Annotated in this window: 14 protein-coding genes; 8 read left to right on the top strand and 6 right to left on the bottom strand. The window is 39.9% G+C overall.

The window, feature by feature from the left end; translation table 11 throughout:
• Positions 1-24 precede the first annotated feature (24 nt).
• Positions 25-2739, bottom strand: a complete 2715-nt coding sequence (locus PCY14_RS07285) for a DEAD/DEAH box helicase family protein (RefSeq protein WP_301363345.1) — start codon at positions 2737-2739, stop codon at positions 25-27.
• Positions 2740-2953: 214 nt separating this feature from the next.
• On the opposite strand from PCY14_RS07285, the gene PCY14_RS07280 reads away from it, so the two are divergent.
• Positions 2954-3922, top strand: a complete 969-nt coding sequence (locus PCY14_RS07280; RefSeq protein ID WP_301363344.1) for an iron-siderophore ABC transporter substrate-binding protein — start codon at positions 2954-2956, stop codon at positions 3920-3922.
• 44 nt (positions 3923-3966) lie between these two features.
• On the opposite strand, the gene PCY14_RS07275 is transcribed toward PCY14_RS07280, so the two are convergent.
• The 5 genes from PCY14_RS07275 to PCY14_RS07255 all read right to left on the bottom strand — a co-directional run bounded on the left by PCY14_RS07275 (position 3967) and on the right by PCY14_RS07255 (position 10574).
• Complete coding sequence (locus tag PCY14_RS07275) at positions 3967-5307, bottom strand: MATE family efflux transporter (protein ID WP_301363343.1); 1341 nt, start codon at positions 5305-5307, stop codon at positions 3967-3969.
• An 81-nt stretch (positions 5308-5388) separates the two neighbouring features.
• Entirely contained in the window at positions 5389-6087 is a 699-nt protein-coding gene (locus tag PCY14_RS07270) for an ABC transporter permease (protein ID WP_164376214.1), read from the bottom strand.
• Positions 6080-6907: an ABC transporter ATP-binding protein gene (locus PCY14_RS07265; RefSeq protein ID WP_164376215.1), complete on the bottom strand. Its 828-nt coding sequence runs from the start codon at positions 6905-6907 to the stop codon at positions 6080-6082. Before PCY14_RS07265 ends, PCY14_RS07270 begins: the two co-directional genes overlap by 8 nt.
• A 290-nt stretch (positions 6908-7197) precedes the next feature.
• The gene (locus tag PCY14_RS07260) at positions 7198-8742 is read right to left on the bottom strand and encodes a hypothetical protein (protein WP_164376216.1); all 1545 of its coding nucleotides are present in this window, start codon (positions 8740-8742) and stop codon (positions 7198-7200) included.
• A 173-nt stretch (positions 8743-8915) separates the two neighbouring features.
• On the bottom strand, positions 8916-10574 hold the full coding sequence (locus PCY14_RS07255; protein ID WP_301363342.1) for an NFACT family protein: 1659 nt from the start codon (positions 10572-10574) through the stop codon (positions 8916-8918).
• A gap of 669 nt (positions 10575-11243) precedes the next feature.
• On the opposite strand from PCY14_RS07255, the gene PCY14_RS07250 reads away from it, so the two are divergent.
• The 7 genes from PCY14_RS07250 (at position 11244) to PCY14_RS07220 (ending at position 17987) form a co-directional block, all read left to right on the top strand.
• Positions 11244-12044, top strand: a complete 801-nt coding sequence (locus tag PCY14_RS07250; protein ID WP_301363341.1) for a TraX family protein — start codon at positions 11244-11246, stop codon at positions 12042-12044.
• A 132-nt stretch (positions 12045-12176) separates the two neighbouring features.
• Positions 12177-12725 carry a DJ-1 family glyoxalase III gene (locus PCY14_RS07245; protein ID WP_301363340.1) on the top strand — a complete coding sequence of 183 codons (549 nt, stop codon included), beginning with the start codon at positions 12177-12179 and terminating at the stop codon, positions 12723-12725.
• 338 nt (positions 12726-13063) lie between these two features.
• Entirely contained in the window at positions 13064-13837 is a 774-nt protein-coding gene (locus tag PCY14_RS07240) for a dihydroorotate dehydrogenase electron transfer subunit (RefSeq protein ID WP_301363339.1), read from the top strand.
• 9 nt (positions 13838-13846) lie between these two features.
• On the top strand, positions 13847-14803 hold the full coding sequence (locus PCY14_RS07235) for a dihydroorotate dehydrogenase (protein WP_301363338.1): 957 nt from the start codon (positions 13847-13849) through the stop codon (positions 14801-14803).
• Between the two features lie 235 nt (positions 14804-15038).
• Entirely contained in the window at positions 15039-15734 is a 696-nt protein-coding gene (pyrF, locus tag PCY14_RS07230) for an orotidine-5'-phosphate decarboxylase (protein WP_293930813.1), read from the top strand.
• Between the two features lie 87 nt (positions 15735-15821).
• Complete coding sequence (gene pyrE, locus PCY14_RS07225; RefSeq protein WP_002888403.1) at positions 15822-16451, top strand: orotate phosphoribosyltransferase; 630 nt, start codon at positions 15822-15824, stop codon at positions 16449-16451.
• Between the two features lie 84 nt (positions 16452-16535).
• Complete coding sequence (locus PCY14_RS07220) at positions 16536-17987, top strand: amidase (protein ID WP_301363337.1); 1452 nt, start codon at positions 16536-16538, stop codon at positions 17985-17987.
• Positions 17988-18076 lie beyond the last annotated feature (89 nt).

The raw sequence follows: 18076 nt of genomic DNA, 5'->3' as shown, positions 1-18076 counted from the left end.
GGTTAAAGTGGTTAGGGCTATTTATCATTCTAAAGTTGACATGACTTTTTTATGTGTAACTGTTCGTTCTTGCTTATTTCCAAGTGCTTTGATACAAGCTTCCAGAAGAATAGGACGACCTTGAACACTTCGCGTATAAATGAGGTTATATTTTCCGACACTTTTTTGGATGTGTCGGAGGAAAGACTCTGCATCTGCCTTACGCTTTTCAAACATACTTGGAACGGCAAAAAATTCGGTTTGATCTTTCACCTTGTGACAAGACTTTAAGATATAGCGTTGATTTTCGATAGGAGCGAAAAACTCAGTCAAAGCCTGAGCAAAGATTTCTTTCTCCCTCATGCTAGCACCCTTGAGATAGATAGCGTTATAAATCGCCTGTTTACTATCTTTTACCACTCTAGGAGCAGATTCTTTAGTCTCAATCTGACCTGAATCCAGAAGGGCTTGGTGGATAGCTTTACCAAATGTTTCCAACCGTTTATAAGGACTCCTGTAGATAAAATATCTTCCCCAGAAAACAGCCAGTAGAAGAAGAGCAAGTAGGAGTATCGGTAGACTTTGTTCAAATGGCTTCCCAACGATCAGATATCTTCCTAGATCAATAATAAAATAAGTGGCAGCAAAGGCTTGAGAAATAAGTAAGGCCTTCATCCAATCATTAAGGTATGCTAACGGTAAAAATTGTTTGTCGACTTCAACCTCATTAGCAACTTCCATTTCTTCGTTAAGCGGTAGAGCTTCTTGCCAACGGTCCTTAAGCTCCTGACGTTTTTGAGATAGTGTAATGGCATTTTGATTAAGTTTTTCAAGACCCTTTTGGCTAAAAGTTATTTGATTGAGTTCAAGTCGATCAATGCCTGATTCGATAGTGGGCTCTTGATAATGGAGACCTAGAAACTGTGTCATACGCCTTTCTAACAAGTCTAGGTCAGGACTAAGTCCATACAATTGTAGCTCTAATGTCTCGTCATATTTTTCTTCGGCATTTTGAATCTCAATCCATTTCTTTGGTGATAAATTAATAGAAACCAAATGCCAGATATTACTTGTTTTATTAGGATTGTCAGACCAAACACGGATGGCACGACCTCGCATCTGATTGCTTAGCATGAAACTTCCAACAAAACTAGCTAAAATAAGTGAGTTAACACAAGGTGCATCCCAACCTTCGCCCAATAAAGACTTTGTCCCAATAATCACTTGGATATACCCATCTTGGAAAAGCTGGGTAAGGGCAGTCACTAGGTCATGATGAGAACCAGAAACATTGACCTTGAGATAATCATTCTTATTCAACTTACCAATAGTATCATAAGATAAACGATCCTTCGGAATTAGTGCTTCCAAAGATTCTTTTGCCGAAGTCGGGAGAATCACAAGACTTCCAGTTAAGATAGCCATAGGGACAGACCAAGACTGTTTAATTATTTCTCTACGAATAGATTCAAAGTAAGAGAGAACGCCTAGTTGGGCAAACTCTGCATTGTTATCACCTAGATGAATTTGAAAATCCTTACGTATAAAGTCTGTCAAAACAAGTTGACGAAGATTACTTCCTAGAGCCTGGTATTCTGCCTTAAAAATATCTCTAACGGCATTGAGTTTTCCCAATGATTGATTGAGCAGAACATCTTGTTTCTTATTCCGGATAAGTTTAACTTGATTTCTTTCGATAAGACCGTTTGCTTTCAAATCACTTTTCAGTTGGTTAAAGGATTCCTCAGTAAATCCAAACCAATTTGGAACCTGAAAAATAATGCCATTAAGCAAGGTTTCAAACCACTCAAGCGTAAAAGTTGGCAAGGTTTTTGTAGCGAGAAGTTCTTGAAAACGTTGAGGAAAAGGTAATTCTTTAGACCGTAAAAAAATCAGGATAGCAGAAAGATATTTAGGATTAGCCAATAGGTCATCATCGCTAATTTGGTTACTTAGTGCCGGACTAGACTGAATGGTGTTTGAGAAGTTTATATCTGTAGACAGTTTAGTTAGAAAGTTAAGTTTCTGCTTTTCAAACTGATCTAATTGTGTTCGTTCTTCCTTAGTTGGAAAGGCGAAGTAGACATAGTCCTGGTGAGGACAGAGCGTCCCTTCCTTAACCAGTTCAGGCACTGTAATTTCTTCATCAATCTCACCACACATGCTGATATAACGCTCCCAAAGTGCGGGTTCTCCCTCGTATGGGGGTGTCGCAGTTAAAGAAATCATCTTGATTTTTGGAAAAGCTTTACGAAAACTCTCCAAACTCTTCCACCATTCATTTCTTAAATGATGGCACTCATCCAAACAAAGAGTCCCTAAATCTTTATCCTCAAATGTTTTTCGGATATCGAAATCTTGAAAATTAAAATGCTCTTGTTGAGCTGTATCATCTGTGTCTTCGATAAGACCATCACCAACAACTTGGTTCATGGCACTATGTAATGCCTGATAAGTCGCAACCGTAATCATTTTAGGCCTCTTTAAGTCTTGTGAAATAAGTTGTTCTGCTTGGTTAACATCACTTAAAAAAGCTTGTTTGATCCGGTCCACCCATTGTTGGCGGATAGTAACTGTCGGAACTAGAATTAAAGTTGGATTACCAAAACGCCGTATGAATTCAATTCCTAAGGTCGTTTTTCCAGAGCCAGGAGCAGCGACCAAGTGAATCTTTCCATCACCCATAAAACTTTCTGATTTATCAAGAATACGTTGTTGATACTGTCGCCATTGTCCTTTAAATGAAAGCTGATCTAACATAATTTCCCTCCAATGTTACCTATCATTATAACACAGTTCAGATAACTAAAAGGTTGTTATTAGGGCTTAAGCATCCTAATCTAGGATTGTTTGAAGTATCAAAATAATATAATCAAAAATATAGGCTTGAACGAATCAGTAAGTGATTGACATTAAAGAAGTTTTAAGATAACTTTAAAGTAACGATTTAATCCGATCTTATCGAGGAGTTGCCATGAAAAAAATAAATCTTCTTTATTTATTAGCTATTCTGGCCATCATTTCTGGTCTTTTACTGTATTACTTGCCAGACATGACGTCTGGACATAATGCAGAGTCAAATAAAACAAGTCAAACTTTTAAGGAGAAAACGATTGTCCATGATTTTGGTACGACAGAGTTGAAAAAAGCTCCAAAACGTATCGTTATCCTCGACAACCTCTATGGCGAAATCTTGGATCCTCTAGATATCACTCCAGTAGGTGCGACAACTGGTCAAGCTGATAGTCAAGAATTTTCAACCCTCTTTAAGAAACAGTACAAGGATGCCAAGGTGATTTCTGTTGGTTGGCAGGGTAATCCAGATTTGGATAAGATTGCTGAGTTAAAACCTGATTTAATCCTTATGACAGGAGAGCAGGAAGACCTCTATGATAAGCTGTCTGAAATTGCACCAACTGTTGGCTACCAGATCAACACTGATGAAAATTGGGACTATCACGAAACCTCATTAAAGGTAGCAGAAATCTTCGACAAACGTGATGAGATGAAGAAGGACCTGGATAGAGTGGATGCTAGGGAGGCTGTTTTCGCAGAGAATGTCAAAGCTAAGTTTGGCAATCAAAAACTCATGTATCTGCGCGTGACAGACAATGACATCCGTTATTACGCTTACGGGCATTTTGGTTATCTTTATGATACTTATCATTTCAATCGTGCTGAAACCTTCAATCCAGATGATATGTTCCAAGTTATCGATCCAGATAAACTAAAAGACATTAATCCGGACCTCCTGATTGTTCAAGCGGATTCTCAAGAACTCCTAGATAACAAACTTAAAAATAGCCCTGTCTGGACTAGCCTTAAGGCTGTTCAAAATAACAAGGTCATCTATGCCGATTACTCAACCTACATGCTGGGCTTTGGAATTGTCTCCCAAGAAGCTATTATGAAACAGATTTCTGATGAATGGGGATTAAATTAAACTAAAAACGACCATGACGGTCGTTTTTTTATGTTCAAAAAAGTTTAACTGACAAACAAGCGTTTAATATGTTTTCTCAGGGCAAAATAGAGCTGAATAGTCATGGGAATCCAAATCAAGGGCTCGCATAGGATAACGCCAAGGTAACCCATAGAAGGAATGACCAAAAGAACAAAAAGAATTTTTCCAAAAAGCTCAATGAAACTAGAGGTTAAAGGTGTCAGTTTCTTACCTAGACCTTGCAAGCTATTTCTAAAGATAAAGAGCATTCCTAAAATAGGATAAAAGAGAGAACTGATACGGAGGTAGCGACTAGCATTGTCAATAATCACAGTATTATCTGAACCAGAGATAAGATCAGCCAAGAAAGGACTTGCTACATAGAGGAGGACACAAGCTATGACAGACCAAGTTATAGAAACAAGACAAGATTGCTTTAACCCAGCTACTATGCGTTTAAACTGTTTGGCACCGAAGTTCTGAGAGGTGAAAGTAGTCACCCCGGCAGCAAGTGAAGTCAAAGGGAGAACTGCGAAAGACATGATACGCCTTGCTGCAACCTGAGCACTGATAATAAGAGGTCCAAAGCCGTTAATGGCATATTGTAAGGTCACAGTCCCAATTGAAACAATAGAATTCATAAGTCCCATGGCCATCCCTTGTCCAAAAAGGTCCAAATAAAGGCTTGAATCAAGAACAAAGTCTGAATTGCTTGGTAGAAGGAAGGTCACTTTTTTCTTAATATAGTAAAGACAGAGAATTGCCGAAAGCCCTTGTGAGATGATAGTAGCTAAACCTGCAGATTGAACACCAAGATGAAGTTGTGTAATAAAGAAAAGGTCTAAAACGATATTGACTAGTGCTGAAAAAATCAGAAAATAGAGGGCGGTAAGACTATCCCCAACCGCTCTGAGGAGTCCTGCACACAGATTATAACCCAAAGTTACTCCAACACAGGAAACAATCATAGAAATATACTGGTAAGATTGCCCGATAATAGAAGAAGGCGTTCCTAAAAAACTAAGCAAAGGATAAAGACCAAAATGCCCTAAAATCATAACCAAGGCACTTAAGCCTAGACCGATGACAACAGTGGCCGCCACAGACTGACGAAGTTTCCTAAAGTCTTTGGCACCATAGTAACGTGCGATAACAACGCCCATACCATTTCCAACGCCAAGAGCAAAGCCGATAACCAAATCAAAAATAGCAGAAGAAGCTCCTACAGCAGCCAAGGCATCTGGCCCTAGAAAACGACCCACAATCATGACATCGGCAGTATTGTAGAGTTGCTGGAAAATATTGGATATCAGAATTGGTAGAGCAAAGATTAAAAGAGACCTCAGAATTGGGCCTCGTAAAAGATCAACTGACGCATTTTTCATAGACTTATTATAGCAAGATTGTAATTGTGAAACAATGTTAAAAAGCCATCCTAGGATGACTTTCAGAAGAAATTTTATAAATCAATGCTCACGTGCATTCCATTTAAATGCAAAATTTGAAATAAAGATAAGTCCAACTACCCAACAAATTAAAGCAAACACACTTGACTCATACGTTTGAAATTTTTCTAGTTTTATAAAATATTCTGTGTTAGCACCTATAAAAGAAAATCTCGTGATGTAACTCATAATTTTATTGCCCATATCAGATGAAAGCATAGGTAAAAAAGTAGCTATAATCAAGACAATCATACTAAATAATGTTGCATGAGTTTGGGTCTTAGAAAACAATCCTATGGACAAATTCAACAGAATAAATGCTAACGTAGTCAATACTACTACAACAAAATAAGTTAACCAACTTGGAATAGCTATTCCAAATATTACAGGCATAAACAAAGCCGATAAAACAGAAAAAATAAAAGGAAATGAAATGACAGAAATTATATAATTATATTTCGTAACACCACTCAATATCAATGTTCTTAAATTCTTCTTCTCTTTTTCTTCAGAAATCATCATTGAAGTAAAGGTGCCAGCTGTCATACTATAAATCAAACTAAGCCCAATGTTTAAAAAATACATTTCGCCATGAATCATAGGGATAGCTTGTAAAATAGCAAAATCAATAAACGGTGTAACTACACATACAAACAACAAAACTTTATTACTGATTAAGTATTCCCAACGCAACCATAAAAGTGCTATCAATCTATGCATTTTTTGAATCCTCCGAAATCTTTATAAAAATATCCTCAAGCGTATTTTCTAAAGTATGCACACTAGCTACATCAGAACCACCCAAATATCTAGCAGCCTCTGCTTGAGACACCATTATCGAATCTCCATTTTTAAAACGAATAACAGCTTTATCTTGCTGACTATATTTATCTATGATTTCTTGAGGAGAACCATATTCTAATATATGACCTGAATTCAACAATGATATACGGTCACAAATTTTAGTAGCTTCACTCATATCATGAGTTGTTAAAAATATTGTTGTTCCCTCATTTTTTAAATTCAACAGAATATCATGTACTTTATTTGATAAAGCAGGGTCCAACCCCGATGTAGGTTCATCTAAAAAAAGAATTTTAGGATGATGCAAAATTGACCGAATAAGAAGCATACGCTGTTTCATACCAGTTGATAGTTTTTCTGCCTTCTTATCTTTATCTTCAAATAATTCCAGTTCCTTCAACAAAACATCAAGTTTATCTAAACTCACATTGTGATACTTAGCAAAGAATTGCAAGTTCTTATAAACTGTCATCTTTCCATAGAATCCAACAGTATCACTCATTATACCAATATTTAAAAAATCCGAAGGAAGTAACCGATTAGACTCTTTATTTAAAATATAAGCTTTTCCGCTATCCTGTGATAACTGTCCTGTCAAAATATTTATAGTCGTCGTTTTACCAGCACCAGAAGGACCTAGAAAACCAAAGATTTCTCCTTCCTTAATGTCAAACGAAATGTCCTCTAAAGCGATTTTATTGCCAAAACGCTTAGAAAGATTGTCTACTTTTATCATTGGATTCCCCTTTTCTAATGTAAACACTTGCGATAATTATAAAAATGTTGAACTATACATATAATATAACTGCGAAGGTGAATGACATGTTTGTTAAAGCTATCGCTTACTATGTTACATAAGTTATTATCATTGCTGATATTAGTCGTCATGTGACCACTCACTAATAAAGAATGATATAACAAAGAAGCTATACATTAGTTTTTTATTATATCACTTTTCTTATCATTATCTAACAAAATGATAAGATTTTATCGTAGTCCGAGAATATCTATAGTTAAAAAGCCATCCTAGGATGACTTTCGCATATTTTTTAGATAGCGGCCGAGTATTTGTGTCATATGATTGTAACCCGCCGCGATCATTGGAATTTGTAAGTAAATATAAGGTAGGGTGTACTGGCTCTTAGTCTCTGATATGAGGTGAAAGAGGATGCCACCGAAGAGATAGAGGAAGGCATAGAGGCCTAGTGTTGCTCCATCTCCCATTCGTTTATAAGTGAAAGCATAGTAGAACGCACCACCAAGATATAGGACTAGGAGATAGCCTTGCATATAGGTCACAAAAAAGAGATGCAGGGTCCCATCGTGATAGATAGAAGTCGCAAACCTATTCCACAAAGGCTGAAACTTGTCTTTACTTGGACCGTTCCAGATGGACTGGAAGCTTCCCTCCGTCCAGGAGCTGATAAACTTGGTTCTGAAAAACCAACTTGCCTCATCGGGATGTGCTAGGAGGTATTGAACACGCTTATCAAAAAAATGGTTGGCGCTTTTTTCAATCTTTTCGATATTGCCCTTTTTCTTAGCATAAATGTCACGGACATAGCCGGTATACCATCCTGGCATTCGTTTAGAATCGGGTTTGTCCTGTAAGCCCATGGCCAACCAAGCAATCTGAGGTGTTCCAGAAATTTTTTGATGAGTGGTAATCTCATAGTAACTGGTTGTCGCCTTATGCAAGCTCATAGGAAAGGCAAAGAAAGCCAAAACCAAAAGTAAATAGCGGTAACGTTTCTCTCTGAGTGTCATTAGTATCAAAATACCAGATAATGCAATAATGAGAATAATATTATTGCTCCTTACCCAGTAAGCCAATGATAGCATGACCACCGAAAGAATCGCATTCCTAGCCTTACCACGTTTTAAGTAACGTAGAAAGAAGAGAATGGCAAAACTAGAAAAAAACAAACCATACATAAGTCCATAGGCAAACATAATGTTAAAGACTAGAGGCAAAAAACCGAAGCTCATGATGACAGCCAAACGACTGACTAACGGTTTCGTAAACAGTTCATCCGTGATTTTCCATGTCGCATAGTTCATACCAATGACCATGCCAAGATTCAATACATAGAAAACCGAGATGACCGGTAAAGGAATCAGATAGAGAACCAGGCGTTCAAAACTAAGCAATCCCAACTGATGAGGATAGCGGTAGAAGTAGGCTCCTGGTTTAATTAAGGAGAAGTTGCCAGCATTAAACTGGACCGCCCCTTTAAAGACAGTACCTGCATCGTCTCGGCCAGCAAAACTAGTCAGAAAAATCAAAAGGAGACCAAAACTCACAAAGCAAACGGAAAAAAAGATGAAAATCTGTTTTGTTGTCAGTTCCTTTAAAATCTTGCGCCAGAGAAGTGTCAAAAGCAGGATGACCCCACCTGAAACATAAACATACCAAGGGACGCTACTAATCTCTGCCCACTCAAAGTATCCCGTCATCATGGTCGTGCGAATGAGTAAAGTAGTCACAAATAATAGGCCGAAGACTAATAGCCCCACGTAGCGACCTAACCATTCTAAAACAGAACTCGTATATGACATAAGAGCCTTCATTGAAAGTCTCCTTTAATATTGGTAATTACCCTTATAGTTTAGCACAGTCGTCGGAAAAATGTAATGAAAACTAGAAGAAAATATCATTCATCACTGAAAGAAATTGCTCTAATGACGACATCGAAAAAACTCTCTGGTTTCAGAAACGAGAGAGTTTATTTTTATAAAGTAGATTACTTCATCCGCATACTATCAATTTTTTCTTCAGTCGGTGTGACACGTAAGGTCTTTTGTCCAGTATAAGTTACAAATCCAGGTTTACCGGCCGTTGGTTTATTAAGCTTCTTCACATCAATCATATCCACTTGAACCAAGTTTGACAGACGAGCCTTAGAGTAGTAGGCAGCCAATTCAGCCGCATCCGTTTTGACCTCGTCAGTTGGGTTAAGATTATCCTTGATGACCACGTGACTACCAGGAATATCCTTGGCGTGGAACCAGAGCTCACCCTTTTTAGCCATCTTGAAGGTCAACTCTTCATTTTGCAGGTTGTTACGACCAACCATGATAATGGTCTTGCCATCAGAAGCCAGATATTGTTCAGGTTTCTTGCGTTTCTGGCGCTTGTCAGTTGAACGACGCTTCATAAAGCCAGCTTGAACAAGCTCCTCACGAATATCTCCGATTTCATCCATATTGGCTTGAGAAAGGCTGAATTCGACACTTTCCAAATAATCAATGGTCTGCTTGGTTTCCTCAATCAATCCAGTCAAGTGCTTAACAGCTTCCTTGAGTTTCTGGTATTTCTTGAAGTAACGTTGCGCATTTTGGTTAGGAGTCAGAGCCACATTTAGAGGAATGGTAATCTTTTCACCAGTGTAGTAGTTGTTTAGCTCGACACTATCCTTGTCATTTGGCACCATGCTGAGGTAGGTGGTCAACAGTTCCCCTTTTTGACGGAACTCCTCAGCATTTTCAGTCGCCGCAAGCTCTTTTTCCTGTTTAACAAGTTTCTTCTTGTTTTTTTCCAGTTCATTTTGCACACGGTGGATCAAATCACTAGCTTGTTGAGCCACACGGTCACGCGCCGCTTTGTCCAAATAGTAGTAGTCCAAAAGGGCAGACAAGGTTTCAAACTCAGGTTGGTCCTGGCTGTCAGCAAATTTTACAGCTGAAAATGCTTTTGCCGTTAAGTTTGGCTCTACTTCATGATTGAAGAAGGCACGGAAATTCTTGAGCTTATCAGTCTCAAGTAAAGCTGATAATTCATTTGCCGTGTCACGCCCCAAACCTTGGAAAAGTTTTTGAAGGTTTCTAGCTGACAAATCCTCCGTCTGCAAGATTTCAAAGAGCTTTTCATCTGGAAGGTCAAAAGGATTCTTAGCGTCTGTCTTAGGCGGTGCGATGTAGGTTGATCCTGGCAGAATAGTACGGTAACTATTTTGGGAGAAACCGACATGCTTGATAGACTCGATGATTTTGCTCTCATTCTTATCTATAAGGATAATGTTGGAGTGTTTCCCCATGATTTCCATAACTAGAGTAACCTTGACGCTGTCACCGATTTCGTTTTTGTTTGATACGGAAATCTCCAGAACACGGTCATTTTCTACCTGCTGGATAGCCTCGATAACTGCTCCCTGAAGGTATTTCCTCATAATCATGGTATAGGTATTTGGATTCTGTGGATTTGGCAAGTCAGCCTTGGTGGTCTGAATACGACCAAAGACAGGGTGAGCCGAAAGCAGAAGCTTGTAATTCTGACGATTGTTACGAATGGTCAGGACCAACTCACGTTCAAAAGGCTGATTAACTTTCTGGATACGCCCGTAAAGCACCTGCTCACGTAGCTCAGCTGTCATATGGTGAAGAAAAAAGCCGTCAAAAGACATGATGTACTTCCTTTCTTTTTAGTGATAATAATTGTTTTATTTTAAAAATAAAATAATTTGTGAGACTTTCCTTAGGTGTTGGCGGACGTCAGCGAACTTTTACAAAGTTCCATGACTAATTAAGATACAAAGGGCGTCTGCGAATAAAGTCAAAATAGAAAGTTTGACGCAGAATCTTTAGATTCTAGGAAAACTTGTCTTTTTGACACAATTCGCAGCCCGTGTTCAATTGGTTTTGAGCCCCTTCGCTTTTTCATTTTTAGGCTCAGGCTAAAACAGTTTCCCAAACTGTTTTACTCTCAAAAATTCCGAGCGCCTGAAACTAAAAGGTTTCAGGCGCTTTTAACACGGCGGAAAGTCTCGGTTAATTGCTCGCTCTGCTCTCCAAAAAAGTTATTTCGAAAATTTGCAGAGCTTAGTTAGATATTTTTAAACAATTTGAATACGTTATGAACGTAAATATTGCCTAACCATTATAGCATAAAGCCTGTAGAAATGCTTGGGGAGGGCTGTGAATCTAAACTTATTATCTTAATGTAATATAAATTGTCATAAAAAATTGTATGACATAAAGAGTTAAAAATCATATCAAATTTCTTCAAATATTCTTTTGAATTTATGTTCTAGTTATGGTATCATTTAATATGCTGAAAATTAAAGGAGCATTAAATGAACGATATAAAAAAGATTAGCAATGCGACTAATTTAAAATACCTAGCTGTTGCACTTATGTTTTTGGACCAAATCTATCAGATGTTCGGGAGTATGGGGGCACCTATATGGTTGACGATGTTGGGACGCCTGGCTTTCCCGATTTTCCTCTTTCTTGCTGCTGATAGTTTTCACTATACACACGATCGTATGGCTTTTCTCAGGCGGTTACTTTACATGAGTTGGTTTATGATCATTAGCAACGCCATCATTGGTAGTATTTTTCATAATGGTAGTATCGGTTTAACCAATAATGCCTTCTCAACTTTCTTTATTACTGGGATTTTTATTTACTCTTGGGATTTATTGTTTAAGGGCCTTCGTGACAAGTCTTATAGGGAATTGATTCAGGGAATGGGTGTCTTTCTCTTGCCAATCCTTTCAGCGATTCCAGTTGCTGTACTAGGAGGGATTTTTGAAACACCTAATGGAAATCCATTTGTGGCCCATAGTGTGGCTTTTCTCTTGTCACTGGTTCCAAGCGTTATCATGGTTGAGGGTGGCTTTGTTATGGTTATCCTTGGTTTGCTCTTCTATATTTTCCGTACCAATCGCATGGCTCAAATCATTGTCTTAGCTGTTATTTCAGTGATTGCCCATCTTTTTGATCCGACAGGCGTTCAGTGGATGATGGTTTTTGCGGCAATTCCTATGTATTTCTACAATGGTGAGCGTGGTAGTGGTAACAAGAATTTTTTCTATATTTTCTACCCAGCCCATATTTATCTCTTGTGGATCCTAGCAAGTTTTTTCAGATAAAATGACAAAGACAGTCCTTGCGCTGTCTTTTTTCCTTATTTAAGCGCATTGTTATGGTTTGTTTCCTGCTTTTAAAACTGCTATAATTTAAGGTGAAATATAAGCTAGTGATAATTAAATTGGAGGTATATCATGACAAAAGTAGCAGTAGTATTTGCGGAAGGCTTTGAAGAAATTGAAGCCTTGAGCCCAGTGGATGTCTTCCGTCGAGCAGGATTTGACTGTAGCATGCTTGGACTCGAAAATGCGTCAGTGACTGGCTCACATGGGATTCAAGTAGCCATGGATGGCGTATTTGACGGTAATCTTGATGCGTATGATTTGGTGGTTCTTCCTGGAGGCATGCCTGGCTCCACTAACTTGCGTGATCACGAAGGCTTGATTGCTTCTCTCCAAGCAAGAAATAAAGCAGGAAAATATATTGCTGCTATCTGCGCCGCACCGATTGTTTTGAACCGTGCAGGCTTGCTTGAAGGCCGTAAATTCACTTGTTTTCCAGGTGTAGAGGAACAAATTACAGCTGGTGAGCATCAAACGGACTTGGTGGTTGTTGATGGCAATATCATCACTAGCCGTGGTGCCGGCACAGCATTGGCATTTGCCTATGCCTTGGTTGATTTACTGGGTGGCGATGGTCAGCAATTGGCTCATACTATGGTTTACGACAGATTGTTTAAATAATGTTTTTATGGCTCTTGTTCAAGAACTCTAGCACCTCTTGTCAGGAATGTTGACAATTTATGTTTCCCTATGAGATGATAGAATCCTTATCAAACAAATGCCCTAAGCATAGATTAGAGAGACCTTAGCTTAATTTTATAAGCTTTGGTTTTTTCTTTTCTCCTTTGACATCTGTTATGAAAACGGTTATAATTATCACAAAATAACCTTTAAATGAGTCCAGAGAGACTTAAAAGGTCGGACAGTTTGAAACAGCAGGGTTCTCCTGTGATTTTTTGTGCGACCTTGCCATGTGGCGAGGTTTTTTTATGACATTTTGCAGTTTAGAAAGGGTTGTCATGATTTTAGTTGAAGATTTAACCATTGTAAGTCAGCGTGAGATTGCACCTCGTATTTTCGAGATGGTGCTTCAGGGAGAGATGGTTGCAGATATGCAGGTTGGTCAGTTCGTCCACCTCAAGGTGCCAGACCCAAGTAAGCTCCTTCGTCGTCCGATTTCCATCTCAGAGATTGACTACGACAAGAAAGAGGCAACTATTGTCTATCGTGTGGAACGTGAGGGGACAGCCATTCTGTCTAAGATGGTAGCTGGTCAAACAATTGATACCATGGGCCCTCAGGGAAATGGTTTTGATATTTCTGTTGTCGATGCTGGTCAGAAAGCTTTACTCGTTGGTGGAGGTATCGGTGTGCCACCTTTGGTTGAGACGGCTAAGCAGTTGAAGGCTAAAGGTGTGGAAGTCGTGTCTGTGATTGGTTTTGCCAATAAGGATGCCGTCATCTTGGAGGACAAGTTCAAGGCTTGTGGTGATGTCTATGTGACCACTGATGACGGTTCATACGGTATCAAGGGTTACGTTTCGACGGTCATTGATGGCTTTGACTGGACTCCAGATGCCGTTTACAGTTGCGGAGCTCCAGGAATGCTTAAATATGTTGATAGCAAGTTTGAAAATCATCCTCATGCCTATGTTTCTATGGAAGCTCGCATGGCTTGTGGTATGGGTGCTTGCTATGCCTGTGTGGTTCACGTTAAAGGAGAGTCGGACGCCAAAAATCTTCGTGTTTGCGAGGAAGGGCCAGTCTTTCCTACCGGAAAAGTCATCGTCTAGGAGGTTACCATGTCAGAGATGAATTCAGAAAATCGTTTAGCTATTAGCCTTCCAGGGCTCGACTTGAAAAATCCTATTATCCCAGCCTCAGGTTGCTTTGGTTTTGGGCAAGAGTATGCCAAGTATTATGATTTGGACAAACTTGGGTCCATCATGATTAAGGCAACGACTGCTAATCCTCGCTTCGGTAATCCAACACCCCGTGTAGCAGAGACACCATCAGGCATGCTTAATGCCATTGGCTTGCAAAACCCTGGTGTTGACGCTGTCTTGTCAGAAAAACTCCCTTGGTTGCAGGAGCATTATCCTGATCTGCCAATCATTGCCAATGTAGCTGGATTTTCAAATGAAGAATATGCGGAGGTCTCTCACAAGATTTCCAAAGCCAGTAACGTCAAAGCTATCGAGCTTAATATCTCCTGTCCAAACGTGGACCATGGCAATAACGGCCTTCTCATCGGACAAGTCCCAGAGCTTGCCTATGCAGCCGTAAAAGCCAGTGTCTCTCACTCTGTTGTGCCTGTCTATGTCAAACTGACACCGAGTGTGGCTGACATCACAAGTGTCGCCAAGGCAGTGGAAGATGCCGGTGCCACAGGTTTCACCATGATTAATACCTTGGTCGGAACACGCTATGACTTGGCTACTCGCAAACCTATCATTGCCAATGGCCAAGGTGGTATGTCAGGCCCAGCTGTCTTCCCAGTAGCCCTTAAACTCATCCGCCAAGTCGCTCTAGCATCGGATCTTCCAATTATCGGTATGGGTGGCGTTGACAGTGCCGAAGCGGCCATCGAAATGTTTATCGCCGGTGCCTCAGCCATCGGTGTCGGAACGGCCAACTTCGCAGATCCCTATGCCTGCCCTAAAATCATTGACCGACTCCCTGAGGTCATGGACAAGTACGGCATCACAACACTCGAAGACTTACGTAAAGAAGTTCGAACAGACTTGTTGGGGAAATAGAAGATAAATAGCCTTTTTAAGGAATCTAATAAAGGGATAGTTACTTTCATCCCCCTTTGACATTCCTTTATAAAAGCGCTATAATAGAACAAATTGAACTGAACCTTTAATCGAGTCCAGAGAGGCGTGAAAGGTGTACTCAGATGCTACGGCATCACTAAAGGGTAGGAACTGCCCTATTTTCGTGCAACCTTCGCTGACTGGCGGAGGTTTTTTGTGTGAAAGGATATAAGAAATGAGAGAAAATCGTCCTGTTATTGCCCTTGATTTCCCGACTTTTGAGGATGTGAAGGCATTCCTTGCTAAGTTTCCTGCTGATGAAAAGCTCTATGTGAAGATTGGTATGGAACTTTACTATGCGGTTGGTCCAGAGATTGTTCGCTATGTTAAAAATCTTGGCCATAGTGTTTTCCTTGACCTTAAGCTTCACGATATTCCAAATACTGTGAAATCAGCTATGCGTGTCTTGTCTAACCTTGGCGTTGATATGACAAATGTGCATGCGGCTGGTGGTGTGGAAATGATGAAGGCTGCGCGTGAAGGTTTGGGAGATGGTCCAATCTTGATTGCAGTGACACAGTTGACCTCTACCTCTGAAGAGCAGATGCATGATTTCCAAAATATCCAAACGACACTTCAAGAATCAGTGGTTCATTATGCTAAGAAGACGGCTGAAGCAGGTCTTGATGGTGTTGTTTGCTCAGCACACGAAGTCGCCAAAATCAAAGAAGCAACAAATGAAGATTTCGTTTGTTTGACACCTGGTATTCGCCCAGCAGGAGCAGCAGTTGGTGACCAAAAACGTGTCATGACACCTGCCGATGCCCGTCAAATTGGTTCAGATTACATTGTTGTTGGTCGTCCAATTACGCAAGCTGATGATCCAGTGGCAGCTTATCACGACATCAAGGCCCAATGGAATGGTCAATAAATTTTCAAAAAGACCTTATTTCATAGGAAAATAGATTGAATTAGGTTATAATAAAGAGTAGAAAACGCTTTACGGAGGATAATAATTATGACATTAGCATCACAAATCGCTTCAGACTTGCTAGATATCAAAGCGGTTTACCTTAAACCTGAAGAGCCATTTACATGGGCGTCTGGTATTAAATCACCAATCTATACGGATAACCGTATTACCTTGTCTTACCCTGAGACACGTACCTTGATTGAAAATGGTTTTGTGGAAAAGATTAAGGAAGAATTTCCAGAAGTAGAAGTGATTGCTGGTACTGCTACTGCTGGTATTCCTCACGGTGCTATCATCGCTGACAAGATGAACCTTCCATTTGCCTATATTCGTAGCAAACCAAAAGATCACGGTGCTGGTAACCAAATCGAAGGTCGTGTGGTTAAGGGCGAAAAGATGGTTGTTGTTGAAGACTTGATTTCAACTGGTGGTTCTGTTCTTGATGCCGTAGCAGCTGCAGAGCGTGAAGGGGCTGATGTTATCGGTGTTGTGGCTATCTTTACTTACGAATTGCCAAAAGCTGAGAAAAACTTTGCGGATGCCGGTGTTAAATTAGTTACTCTTTCAAACTACAGTGAGTTGATTAAAGTTGCTAAGGTTCAAGGATACATCACTGCAGACGGACTTAACCTTTTGAGAAAATTTAAAGAAAATCAAGAAACTTGGCAAGACTAATTGCCAGATTTCAGGCGGAACGTTTCAGGCGTTTCGCTTTTTTTAGTATAATTGATTACAGATTACCTGTAGGGAGAGTATACGATGTTAATAAATGAATGGTCGGATGCGACAGCAATGGCTGAAGCAGTACGAAATAAGACAGTCAGTCCTCGTGAATTAGTAGAGGCCACTATCCGTGAAGCGGAGATGACGAATCCCAAAATTAATGCTATCGTCAGTCAACGCTACGAGAAAGCTTTAGTAGAAGCAGATACAAAAAATTTTTTAGATAAGCCTTTTGCTGGGGTTCCAATTTTTCTCAAGGATCTAGGTCAAGATCAGGCTGGTGAACCTTCGACTGCAGGTTCTCGCTTATTTACAGACTTTCGACCTAAGGAAACGGATAACTATGTTAAGAAACTGGAGGACCTTGGCTTTCTTATCTTGGGGCGTACCAATACGCCTGAGTTTGGTTTCAAAAATATTAGTGATGCCAAGATTCATGGTTCTGTCAATCTTCCTGATGATGTAACACGCAATGCTGGGGGGTCGAGTGGTGGTGCAGCTGCACTTGTAAGTTCAGGCATTTCGCCTTTGGCTCCAGCTAGTGACGGTGGAGGTTCTATCCGTATTCCAGCCTCTTTTAATGGCCTCATCGGTCTTAAACCAACTAGAGGACGAATTCCTGTAGGTCCTGGCTCTTTCCGTGGATGGCAGGGAGCTTCTGTCCAATTTGCTTTGACAAAGACTGTTCGAGATACAAAACGCTTGCTTTACCACATGCAGACTTGTCAGATGGAAAGTCCATTTATCTTACCTAAGCTAAGCAAGCAAGCTTTAGACCAGCCAATTAAGCCCTTGAAAATTGCATTCTCGACAGTCTCTCCAATTGGTGGTAAGGTTTCAGAATCTGCTATAAAGGCAACTAAAAAAGCCGTTAGAGCACTGGAAAACCTAGGACACCAAGTCCACGAATTGACGGAACAGCCCTTAAATGGTATTGAGGCCATGCAGTCTTATTACCTTATGAATAGTGTTGAGACGGCTGCCATGTTCGATGGCATTGAAGCTGGTCTGGGCCGTCAGATGACTCTTGATGATATGGAATTGATGACTTGGGCTATTTTCCAATCTGGTCAAAAGATTCCAGCTAAAGTTTACTCCCAAGTCCTCGCTCAGTGGGATCAGTATAGTCATCAGATGGCAGAGTTTCATGAAACTTATGATATTTTACTGACACCTACAGTTGCAGATGTGGCACCTAAACATGGACAATTTGCTCTTTCAGAAAGCTTGAAGACGAAACTTAAGCACATAGCTGATTACAAGTGGGAAAAGCAACAGGAGATTATCTGGGACATGTTTGCGGATAGTCTAGATTGGACACCTTTCACGCAACAGGCTAACCTGACCGGACAACCTTCAATTTCTTTGCCTGTTTATCGTGATGAGCAAGGACTTGCGCTCGGAGTTCAACTGACGGCTGCCAAGGGACGTGAAGACCTTTTGTTACAAATTGCTCAAGAAATGGAAGAAGCTTCGATTTTTAGTTAGAAAATTTTTTCTCAGTTCAATTTTTTGTAAAACCCTTTCAAATAGTGTAGGCTTGTATTATAAGTTTTTAACTTACCTCAATTTTTATT

The sequence above is a fragment of the Streptococcus sp. SV2 genome (assembly GCF_030440175.1).
Taxonomy (GTDB): domain Bacteria; phylum Bacillota; class Bacilli; order Lactobacillales; family Streptococcaceae; genus Streptococcus; species Streptococcus raffinosi.
This window is presented reverse-complemented; position numbering and strand designations above follow the sequence as displayed.

Bases quoted from the DNA above. Each gene is read 5' to 3' on its own strand.
- PCY14_RS07270 (WP_164376214.1), bottom strand. From the start codon at position 6,087: ATGCATAGATTGATAGCACTTTTATGGTTGCGTTGGGAATACTTAATC.
- PCY14_RS07255 (WP_301363342.1), bottom strand. From the start codon at position 10,574: ATGTCTTTTGACGGCTTTTTTCTTCACCATATGACAGCTGAGCTACGT.
- PCY14_RS07240 (WP_301363339.1), top strand. From the start codon at position 13,064: ATGATTTTAGTTGAAGATTTAACCATTGTAAGTCAGCGTGAGATTGCA.
- PCY14_RS07235 (WP_301363338.1), top strand. From the start codon at position 13,847: ATGTCAGAGATGAATTCAGAAAATCGTTTAGCTATTAGCCTTCCAGGG.
- pyrF (WP_293930813.1), top strand. From the start codon at position 15,039: ATGAGAGAAAATCGTCCTGTTATTGCCCTTGATTTCCCGACTTTTGAG.
- PCY14_RS07280 (WP_301363344.1), top strand. From the start codon at position 2,954: ATGAAAAAAATAAATCTTCTTTATTTATTAGCTATTCTGGCCATCATT.
- PCY14_RS07285 (WP_301363345.1), bottom strand. From the start codon at position 2,739: ATGTTAGATCAGCTTTCATTTAAAGGACAATGGCGACAGTATCAACAA.
- pyrE (WP_002888403.1), top strand. From the start codon at position 15,822: ATGACATTAGCATCACAAATCGCTTCAGACTTGCTAGATATCAAAGCG.
- PCY14_RS07220 (WP_301363337.1), top strand. From the start codon at position 16,536: ATGTTAATAAATGAATGGTCGGATGCGACAGCAATGGCTGAAGCAGTA.
- PCY14_RS07250 (WP_301363341.1), top strand. From the start codon at position 11,244: ATGAACGATATAAAAAAGATTAGCAATGCGACTAATTTAAAATACCTA.
- PCY14_RS07265 (WP_164376215.1), bottom strand. From the start codon at position 6,907: ATGATAAAAGTAGACAATCTTTCTAAGCGTTTTGGCAATAAAATCGCT.
- PCY14_RS07275 (WP_301363343.1), bottom strand. From the start codon at position 5,307: ATGAAAAATGCGTCAGTTGATCTTTTACGAGGCCCAATTCTGAGGTCT.
- PCY14_RS07245 (WP_301363340.1), top strand. From the start codon at position 12,177: ATGACAAAAGTAGCAGTAGTATTTGCGGAAGGCTTTGAAGAAATTGAA.
- PCY14_RS07260 (WP_164376216.1), bottom strand. From the start codon at position 8,742: ATGAAGGCTCTTATGTCATATACGAGTTCTGTTTTAGAATGGTTAGGT.